Source organism: Kitasatospora sp. NPDC059571, from assembly GCF_042735675.1.
GTDB lineage: Bacteria > Actinomycetota > Actinomycetes > Streptomycetales > Streptomycetaceae > Kitasatospora.
This window is the reverse complement of sequence record NZ_JBHWBW010000032.1, coordinates 8,101-17,687: the sequence shown is the minus strand read 5'-3', so window position 1 is coordinate 17,687 and position 9,587 is coordinate 8,101. Positions and strand designations below refer to the sequence as shown.

8 protein-coding genes are annotated in these 9,587 nt (G+C 73.8%); 1 reads left to right on the top strand and 7 read right to left on the bottom strand.

Features of this window, described 5'->3' with window-relative positions; genetic code table 11:
* Nucleotides 1–139 precede the first annotated feature (139 nt).
* From ACFV0G_RS06520 to ACFV0G_RS06500, 5 genes are all read right to left on the bottom strand, one after another.
* Nucleotides 140–2,464: a glycosyltransferase family 39 protein gene (locus ACFV0G_RS06520; protein WP_380542590.1), complete on the bottom strand. Its 2,325-nt coding sequence runs from the start codon at nucleotides 2,462–2,464 to the stop codon at nucleotides 140–142.
* 104 nt (nucleotides 2,465–2,568) lie between these two features.
* Entirely contained in the window at nucleotides 2,569–2,871 is a 303-nt protein-coding gene (locus ACFV0G_RS06515) for a hypothetical protein (RefSeq protein ID WP_380542587.1), read from the bottom strand.
* Between the two features lie 49 nt (nucleotides 2,872–2,920).
* A complete protein-coding gene (locus ACFV0G_RS06510; protein WP_380542584.1) occupies nucleotides 2,921–3,751 on the bottom strand; it encodes a hypothetical protein in 831 nt (276 codons plus the stop codon).
* Nucleotides 3,726–4,682 (bottom strand): ABC transporter ATP-binding protein, encoded by a 957-nt coding sequence (locus tag ACFV0G_RS06505; RefSeq protein WP_380542581.1) that lies wholly within the window; start codon nucleotides 4,680–4,682, stop codon nucleotides 3,726–3,728. The genes ACFV0G_RS06510 and ACFV0G_RS06505 overlap by 26 nt, the downstream gene beginning before the upstream one ends.
* A gap of 183 nt (nucleotides 4,683–4,865) precedes the next feature.
* Entirely contained in the window at nucleotides 4,866–6,059 is a 1,194-nt protein-coding gene (locus ACFV0G_RS06500) for an alpha/beta hydrolase (protein ID WP_380542578.1), read from the bottom strand.
* A 238-nt stretch (nucleotides 6,060–6,297) separates the two neighbouring features.
* On the opposite strand from ACFV0G_RS06500, the gene ACFV0G_RS06495 reads away from it, so the two are divergent.
* Nucleotides 6,298–8,538: an MMPL family transporter gene (locus tag ACFV0G_RS06495; RefSeq protein WP_380542574.1), complete on the top strand. Its 2,241-nt coding sequence runs from the start codon at nucleotides 6,298–6,300 to the stop codon at nucleotides 8,536–8,538.
* Nucleotides 8,539–8,550: 12 nt separating this feature from the next.
* Here the strand turns inward: ACFV0G_RS06495 and ACFV0G_RS06490 are convergent, their stop codons facing one another.
* Nucleotides 8,551–9,099 (bottom strand): LURP-one-related/scramblase family protein, encoded by a 549-nt coding sequence (locus tag ACFV0G_RS06490; protein WP_380542571.1) that lies wholly within the window; start codon nucleotides 9,097–9,099, stop codon nucleotides 8,551–8,553.
* Between the two features lie 88 nt (nucleotides 9,100–9,187).
* Nucleotides 9,188–9,436: a lipopolysaccharide assembly protein LapA domain-containing protein gene (locus ACFV0G_RS06485; RefSeq protein ID WP_380542567.1), complete on the bottom strand. Its 249-nt coding sequence runs from the start codon at nucleotides 9,434–9,436 to the stop codon at nucleotides 9,188–9,190.
* Nucleotides 9,437–9,587: the final 151 nt, after the last annotated feature.

Genomic DNA, 9,587 nt, shown 5'->3' with positions numbered 1-9,587 from the left:
GCCCCCCCCCGGGGGGGGCGGGGGGCCCCCGGGCGCCGCGGGCCCCGGGGGCGGCGGGGGGCGGCGGCGGGGGGCCCCCCCGGGGCGCGGCCCGGGCGCGTTGGCCCCGGGGGGGCCCGGACGGGGGAGCGGGCCGGGATCAGCCGGTGCTGCCCGCCTTGGGGGAGGTCAGGTCGTACAGCGTGGTGCTGCCGACCGTCTTGGCGGTGAAGTTCGCCTCCACCCAGCTGGAGATCTGCGAGGACTCGGACGATCCGCCCATGCCGCCACCGCCGCCGCCGAAGCCGCCGCCGCCGATGAACCAGTGCACCTTGCCCTCCTTCACGTACTGCTGGAAGGCGCTGAGGCTCAGCGACGGGTCCGTGCCGTTGAATCCGCCCAGGGCCATCACCGGTTCGCCGGTGGCCAGTTGGTAGCTCGCCTGGTTCTGCGAGCCGACCGCCGCAGCCACCCAGGTGTACTTTCCGGCGTCCTGCTTCAGCAGGGCCGCCGTCTCACTGCTGACCTTGGCGCCGTCGAGCAGGCCGCCCATGCCGCCGCCCATGCCGCCCATCCCGCCGCGGCCCTCGCGGAGCGAGCCGGTGCCGTTCTGGCCGGGGAAGCCGGGGAAGCCGCCCTGTCCGGTGCCGCCGCCCTGACCCGTCGTCCCCTGCCCGTTCATACCCGGCAGGCCGTTCATGCCCGGCAGGCCGTTCGCCGTGCCGCCGTTGGCACCGGGGAAGCCGTTGCCGCCGTTCGCGCGGGGGAAGCCGGTCCCGCCGGGCATCGCGCCGCGGAAGCCGCCGCGGCCGCCGCCCGGGCCGCCGAAGCCGTTCGACCCCTGCACCCGCGGACCGGCCGTCACGATCGACCCGGAGTGCCCGGTCGAGACGGTGTCCAGGGCGTACGCGGCCGGGCCGCCCAGCCCCGCCGCGAGCGCCACCAGCCCGGTGACCGCGGCCAGTCGGCCGCCGAGGCGACCGGTCAGGCGCCCCGCCGCCGGCAGCGCCGCGCCGGCCGTGATGCCGCCGATCAGCACCGCCCAGCGCAGCCACGGCACGAAGTCGGCACTCCGGCCGAGCAGGACGAACGCCCAGACCGCGGTGACCGCGACCGTGCCGCCCAGCAGCGCCGCGTACGGCAGCCTGTGGCGGGCCCGCCACAGGCCGTCCACGCCCATGCCGACGAGGGCGGCGACCGCCGGGACGAGCGCCACCGTGTAGTACTGGTGGAAGATGCCCGACATGAAGCTGAACGTCAGCGCGGTGCACAGCAGCCAGCCGCCCCACACCAGGAAGGCCGCCCGGGCGCTGTCGGTGCGCGGGTAGCGCCGGGTCGCCCACAGGCCGACCACCAGCAGGATCAGCGCGGCCGGCATCAGCCAGGCGATCTGCCCGCCGATGTCGCCGTCGAACAGCCGGGTGATCCCGGTGCTGCCCCACATGCCGCCCCCGGCACCGCCGGGGCCGCCGCGGCCGCCCCCGCCCACGCTGCCGGTCTCGTTGCCGGTCAGCCGCCCGAAGCCGTTGTAGCCGAAGGTCACCGAGAGGAAGTCGTTGTCCTGCGAACCGCCGATGTACGGCCGGGCGGACGCCGGCACCAGCTCGACGATCGCCACCCACCAGCCGGCCGCGGCCACCATCGCGAGCGCCGCCCACAGCAGCTGCCGGACGCGGTGCCACAGCCCGGTCGGCGCGACCACCAGGTAGACCAGCGCGAAGGCCGGCAGCACCAGGAAGGCCTGGAGCGTCTTGGTGAGGAAGCCGAAGCCGAACATCACCCCGGCGAACAGCAGCCACCGGGTGCTCGCGTGCTCGGTGGCCCGCAGCACCCCGTACGCGGCCAGCGACAGCAGCAGCACCAGCAGCGCGTCCGGGTTGTTGAAGCGGAACATCAGCGCCGCCACCGGGGTCAGCGCCAGCGCGGCGCCGGCCACCAGGCCGCCGACCGGCGAGAAGCGCCGCCGCACCGCCGCGTACACGGTCGCCACCGTGCCGAGCGCCATCAGGACCTGCGGCGCCAGGATGCTCGCCGAGCTGAGGCCGAACAGCCGCACCGACAGGGCCATCGGCCACAGCGACATCGGCGGCTTGTCGACGGTGATGAAGTTCGCGGCGTCCGACGAGCCGTAGAAGAACGCCTTCCAGCTCTGTGATCCGGCCTGCACGGCCGCGGAGTAGAAGGCGTTCGCCCAGCCGGAGGCGCTGAGGTTCCAGAAGTACAGCACCGCGGTCGCCGCCAGCAGGGCGAGGAACGCGGGCCGGACCCAGCGCGGGTCGTCCTCGCGTCCGCGCCAGGCCCGTCGGGGCAGGGTGCGCAGTCGGCCCGCCCAGGAGGACGGGCCCTTCGGGCCGCCCGGCGGCGGAGCGGCCGGCGGGAAGAGCGGATCGACCGTGGCCCGCGCGGCCGGCACCGTCGGCGGCGGATACTGCGCGGCCTCGGGCCACGCGACACTGGTCGGTGGGACGGAACTGGTCTCGGTCATGGGCGTTACGCTCCCCGCCCGGACTGAGAGGTTGATGAGAGCGGGCTATGAGGGGAGTGTGATCTCCCCGGCCCGGCCGCGGCGGGTCGGCCCACCGCCGCCGGTCAGTCGGCCGTGATGGTGAACCGGCTGCCGTTGCGGGCACCGAGCCGGGCGGTCAGCCGGACCTCGGCGGCGTCCGGGGCGACGGTGAACTCCTCGCGGGAGAGCGCCAGCACGGCAGTTCGCTGACCGCGGTAGCGGAAGGCGACGGCTATGGTGTGCGGACCGCTGCCGACCGGGAGTTCGGTCGTCCCCCAGGCGGTTTCCGTCTCGGCTCCGTCGAGTTCCACCACCGGCCGGGTGAAGGCCCGGTGGAAGAAGCGCGCAACCGGCGCGGGGCGGATGTCGATCGTCAGTTTCGCCATGGTGCTGCGACTCCTCGGTGGGCGGATCGGGAAAAGCCGTGACGGGAATTCAGGAGGCGAGAACGGATTCCGGCCGGAATCCGCGCGCGATGCCGAACAGGCTGCCGGCGACGATCACCGCGGTGACGCCCCCGGCGAGGGCGAGCAGCCGCAGCGGCCCGAGATCGGAGAGCCCGACCGCCGGCGCGATCATCGCGCCGAGCCCCGGCAGCAGCGCGATCACGTTGACCAGCCCGCCGCCGTTGCCGGCCAGCCCGGCCCGCGCCGGCTGGGCCAGTTTGGGCAGCAGCAGGTTGCAGAGCAGGGCCAGGCCCGCGCCGGCCCAGGCGGACAGCAGCGGCAGCCCGAGCGCGAGCGCCAGGTAGCCGGGGCCGAGGCTGAGCCCGTCGTGGTGCACCCACTGCGCGATGCCCAGGGCCAGCGCGGCCAGCGCGCTCATCACCGCCCACTGCACCGTGGTGACCGCCACGGCGAAGCCCAGCAGGCCGCCGGCGATCGAGGCGGGGGTGTACGGCGCCGCGAGCATCGTCTCCAGCGCCCCGACCCCGGCCTCCGCGCCGACCACGTTCCGCACCGCGAGCGCCGCGCCGACCGTGCAGTGCAGGGCGACCACGCCGGGCAGCAGGACCAGGAGCATGCCGGCCGCCACCGCGTCGCCGGTCGAGCCGTAGCGCAGGCCGAGCTCGGCGCTGCCGGCTGCGCCGTTCATGGCGCTGTCGTCGGAGAGCAGCGGCAGGACGACGATCGAGGTCACGGTCAGGACGAACGGCAGGAAGACCGTGAGCAGGTTGCGCAGCCGCTCGCGGCGGATCCGCCACAGCAGGGCGGATGCGAGCACCCGGGCCCGGGCCAGGTCACGCGGAAAGCTGTCGGCCCGCATCGGCCACCTCCGACATCCGGGCGTCTCCGCCGCTCTGGAGCTGCAGGTACACGTCCTCCAGCGGGTTGCGCACCGGGACCACCTCGTGGAGCCCGACGCCGGCGGCCACCAGGGCCGTCACCAGGGCCTCCGCGGCCTGCTGGTCGGCGACCTCGACCACGACCGGGCCGGTGCCCTGCCGCTCCCACCGGTGCCCGAGCCCGTCCAGGGCCCCGGGTATGTCGCCCGAGCCGCGCAGTTGCAGCCGGTAGGCGGAGCCGAGCAGGGCCCTGCGCAGTTCGGCGGGCTCGCCCTGGCCGACGATGCGGCCGTCGTACAGCACGGTGACGTCGTCGGCGAGCCGGTGCGCCTCGACCAGCGCATGGGTGGAGACCACGACCGTGCAGCCGTTGTCGGCCAGCCGGCGCAGATGGTCGGAGAGCCGCTCGGAGGTCTGCGGGTCGAGTCCGGACATCGGTTCGTCGAGCAGCAGGATCGGCGGCCCGGCGAGGAACGCCTTGGCCAGGCCGACCCGCTGGTTCTGCCCCCGGCTGAGCGCGCCGATCCGCTCGTCGGCCAGCCGCGCCAGCCCCAGCACGCCGAGCACCTCGGCGATCGCGGCCTCGGCGGCGGCCGGCCGCATGCCCAGCACCCGCGCCCAGTAGCGCAGGTTGTCCACCACGCTCAGCCGCGGCGCCAGCGCCGAGCGGTGGGTGGCCATCCCGATCAGCGCCTTGGCCTCGGCCGAGGTGTGCGGGTCCGTCCCGCCGACCAGTACCCGCCCTCTCGTCGGCGCCAGGATCCCGGCCAGTACCCGGAACGTCGTGGTCTTCCCGGCCCCGTTCGGCCCGAGCAGGATGTGCACGCCCGCGCCGTACCGGAGGGACATGTCGTGGACGACCGTCTTCCCCCGATATCCCGCGCAGACACCGTCCAGTGTCAGTTCTGCCACCGGCCGACGCTAGCACCGGGTGACGGTGCGTCAGGTCTTCGTGTCCGTACCGACCGTGTGATCCGTGCAATACCGCGGCGCGGGCGCGAGCGCATTCCCGGCGGCTTCCCGAAACGGCGGCCTTCCGGAACGGCGGCTTCTCGGAACGGCGGGCCCGTCCGGCGGCCGCCGCCCCGGCCCGGGTCAGCTGGCGGCGGGCGGGGCGCTCGGCGCGGGGGAGGCCGGGACGGCGGGGCCGCCCGGGGTGGGGGCGCCGGGCTGCTGCGGCGGGGCGAGCCGCTTGCCGAGCCACTCCAGGGCGGGCGGGATCTCGCGCGTCCAGGTGCGGAAGTTGTGGCCGCCGGTGTCCAGGGTGATCGTCGAGAGCCGGGTGGGCGCCCGGAAGGCGGCGACCATCTTCTGGGTGGCGGCGTAGTTCTGCTCGTCGTAGCTGGTGGCGAGCAGCAGCGAGACCGGCGCCGGCGGGGTGTTCTTCAACCGCCACAGCAGGTCGTTCTCCCGCTTGAGGGCGGGCCGGCCGCCGAACAGGTCGCCGGTGGTCGGGTCGGTCGGCGCGCTGTAGTAGCCGGACAGCGAGATCGCCGAACGGTAGCTGTCGGGCTTGCGGAGCGCGAACTTCAGCGCGCAGTACCCACCGGTGGAGTCGCCGATTGCCGCCCGGGCGTCCGGCCGGTCGAGGATCCGGTACCGGGCGCCCATCGCCTGCGGGACGTCCCGGGTGAAGAAGGTCTCCACCTGCGGGCCGCCGGGGATGTCCATGCACTCGGTGTCGCGGTTGCTGACCACCGTCGGCCGCATCATCACCAGGACGGTCGGCGGCAGCTGGTCCGCCTGGATCGCCTTCAGCGTGGACGCCGGGTACTCCAGCAGCGAGATCAGCTTCTCCGCCGACCCCGGGTAGCCGGACAGCACCAGCATCATCGGGAAGCGCGCGTGCGCGTACGCGGGCTGGAAGTACTGCGGCGGCAGGTACACGTAGGCCGGGCTGCCGACCAGCCCGGAGGACTCGCCCTGGATCCGGACCTGCTCGATGGAGCCGGAGCGGTCCGGCGCGGAGCCCTGCGAGGAGTACACCTTCTGCTGCCCGGTGACGGAGAGCGACATGCCGAGCGGCTGGTGGTCGACGACCGTGCCCGGGCCGCCGCCGGTGCCCAGCAGGTCGCCCCACGTGGTGTAGAAGCCGAAGTACGCGTTGGCCACCAGGCCCAGCGCCACGAGGACGGTCACCTGCGTCGCGAGGAAGGCGCCGATCCTCCCCAGCCACGCCTTCCAGTTGCCGCCGGCCAGCCGGGGCCACAGCCACATGGTGGCCGCGAAGGCGCCGACGGCGACCACGACGGCGATGACGCGCAGGGGAAGTCCCGTAAGGCTCAACACACCATGGATCGTAGTTCACTGCCAGAAATCACCCAGACGACCCCCAGGCCGCTTCCAGACTGTGCACGCACGGCCCGCGGCCCGGCCGGGCGGGGCCGCGGAGGGGTACCGCCGGTGGGGGGACACGGCGTGTGTCGGCCGCGGATCGCGCCCCCCGGTCTGCCTACGCTCTGACCGACCCTCAGCCGATCGCCGCCTGCGCCGCCGTGCCGGGCGCAGGGCCCTCCGGGAGACGTCCATGCCGTCCTCAGCACGCCCCGGCGGGTCCACCGCCACGCTTTCCGGCGGCGCACCCCCCAAGCCCGGGGTGCTGCGCAGGCTCGGGACGTGGTGCGCCCGCCACGGCGTGCTGGTGCTGCTGCTCTGGCTGGTCGCGGTCGGCGGGGTGCAGGGGCTGCAGCGCGCGTTCGGCGGCGACTTCTCGGACAACTTCTCACTGCCGGGAAGCCAGTCGCAGAAGGGCGCGGACGTCCTCCAGGCGAACGACCCGGCCGCGGGCGGTACCGGCTCGCAGATCGTGCTGCACGACGCCCAGTCGCTGACCGGCTTCCAGAGCCAGGTGGGCCAGGTGGTCGCCAACCTCCAGCAACTGCCGCACGTGCTGTCCGCGCAGAACCCGCTGCAGGCCCAGCCGTCGCCGACCGGGCCGATCTCCACCTCCGGGACGACGGCGTACATCTCGGTGAAGTTCGACACCACCCCGGCCGCGCTCGGCCCGGACTACCTGGACCAGGTCGACGCGGCGGTCGCCCCGCTGCGGCAGGCCGGGGTGCAGGTGGAGTACGGCGGCCCGCTCGGTGAGGCCGCCCGGCCGAAGGCCGACGACCGCAGCAGCGAGGCGATCGGCTTCCTGGTGGCGATCATCGTGCTGCTGGTCGGCTTCGGCAGCATCATCGCGGCGGTGATGCCGCTGATCACGGCGCTGATCGCGGTGATCGTCGGGCTCGGCCTGCTCGGGTTGCTGGCGGCCGCGCTGACCTTCGCGTCGGTGTCGCCGACGCTGGCCACCATGATCGGCCTCGGCGTCGGCATCGACTACGCATTGTTCCTGCTGACCCGCTACCGGCAGGACGTCATGGACGGCGCCGATCCGGCGGCGGCGGCCGGCCACGCGACATCGACCAGCGGCCGGGCGGTGCTGGTCTCCGGCTGCACGGTGGTCATCGCGCTGACCGGTCTGTCGGCGTCGGGCGTCTCGTTCATCTCGCGGCTGGGCCTCGCGGCGGGCATCACCGTGGTGACGGCGGTGCTGGGGGCGCTGACCCTGGTGCCCGCCCTGCTGGGGATCGTCGGCCGACGCATCGACCGCTTCCACGTGCGGACGCCGGTCGCCGAGACCTCGGCCGACCCGGCCGCGGAGGCGAAGGGCACCTGGCACCGGTACGCGCAGCGGGTGGAGCGCCGGCCGTGGTGGTTCCTGGCGGGCGGCGTGGTCGTGGTCGGCATCCTGGCGATCCCGCTCTTCTCCATCCACCTGGGCCACATCGACGACGGGGCGGATCCGACGAGCTTCACCGACCGACGGGCGTTCGACCTGATGTCGGACGCGTTCGGGCCGGGCTCCAACGGCCCGCTGACGGTGGTGATCGACCAGACGAACGTGCCCTCGGGCGACCGGGCGGCGCTCCAGGCCAATGTGCAGCAGGCCCTCACCGGCCTGCCGAACACCGCCTCGGTCAGCCCGCCGCAGGCGGCCGGCAACGGGAACGTGCTGGTCTCCCAGGTGATCGCGACCACCCGGCCCCAGGACAAGCAGACCACCGACCTGGTGAACGACCTGCACGACACGGCACTGCCGAAGGCGATCGCGGGGACGGCGGCGACCGCGTACGTGACCGGGACGACCGCCGCCCAGGTGGACTTCCTGGAGATCGTGTCCAGGCGGCTCCCGATCATCATCGCGGTGGTGGTCGGCCTGGCCTTCCTGATCATCCTGGCGGTCTTCCGCGGCCTGCTGGTGGCGGTGAAGGCGGCGGTGCTCAACCTGCTGTCGATCGCCGCGTCGTACGGCGTGGTGGTGGCCGTCTTCCAGTGGGGCTGGGGCGGGCCGCAGCTCGGGGTGAACGGCAAGGTCCCGATCGAGAGCTACGTGCCGATGATGATGTTCGCCATCGTCTTCGGCCTGAGCATGGACTACGAGGTGTTCCTGCTCTCCCGGGTGCACGAGGCGTGGGACCGTACGGGCGACGCCAAGGAGGCCGTGGCGCACGCGCTGGAGATCACCGCCCGGGTGATCACCTGTGCCGCGCTGATCATGTTCAGCGTCTTCGCTGCCTTCGTGGTCAGCGACAACGTGGTGGTCAAGATGCTCGGCCTCGGCCTGGCGTTCAGCGTACTGATCGACGCCACCGTGGTCCGGCTGCTGATGGTGCCGGCGGTGATGACCGTGCTGGGCCCGCACGCCTGGTGGACGCCGCGCTGGCTGGACCGGATCCTGCCGCACATCGACACCGAGGGCACCGGCCAGCCGGCCGCCTGACCGCGGCCGGCGTCAGTCGCCCGGGTGGGCCATCGCGTCGATGGCGACGGTGGCGGCGAGCAGGGTGGGGGTGTCCTCGCCGGGGCCGATGTCGACCCCGTAGGTGTCCCGCAGCCGGAACCAGCGCTTGGAGACCTCGGCGACCTTCCGGCCGTCCAGCTCGACGGTGTACTCGTGGTCGAGCACGTTGCCCTGGACGGTCAGGTCCTCGCCGTTCTCCCGGGTGATCCGCCAGCGGTCGCGGACCGGGCTGACGATCGCCTTCTTGACCGTGGCGACATGGTGGCCCTCGCCGTCCTCGATCGCCATGGACTCCTTGATGTGGAGCGGTTTGCCCTGGACGGTGGCCACCCGGTGGCCGCCGGTGTCCTCCAGGTGGTACGTCCGGCGGGCCCGGAGGACCTTCGCGTCGACCTTGTACACGTGGTCGCCGGCCTCGTCGTCGATCCAGAAGTCGTCGCCGATCGCGAACACCTTCTGCTGCATGCGGTAGCGGGTCACGCCCTCGCCGGAGTCGAAGGCGCGGTTGGCCTCCTTGCGGGCCCGTCGCTCCTCGAACATCGCATCCTCCTCTCCGGGCCCCGGCGCGGGGCCCCGTCGGCCGGACCGCCCGGCACCGACCGGGCGCGGGCGGCGCCCGGTGCGGCGGTCAGCGCCTGGACCGGCGCAGGGCCAGGAACCCGCCGATCAGCATCCCGGCCAGCAGGGTGACGGTGAGGACCACCCACAGCGGCAGGGTCACGGTGGGGATCCAGAGCCGGATCTCGACCGACTCGGTGTTCGCCGCGATGAACCAGACCGCCAGCACCACGATGATCCCGATGCCGATCGTTCTGAACCGGACGTCCTTCCCCTTCACGCTGACGGTGGGGGGCTTGTGGGCGCTGTTCTGTGCCATGGCTTCAGTATCGACCGTTTTGCCCGGATCGCTCCTCTGGAGCCCGGCGTGCGAGGGCCCCCGGCGCCGGGGGGGGGGGCCCCGCCCCGCGGCGCCCCCCCCCGCGGGGGGGGGCGCCCCCACCCCCCCCCCCGGCGCGCGCGGCGGGCGC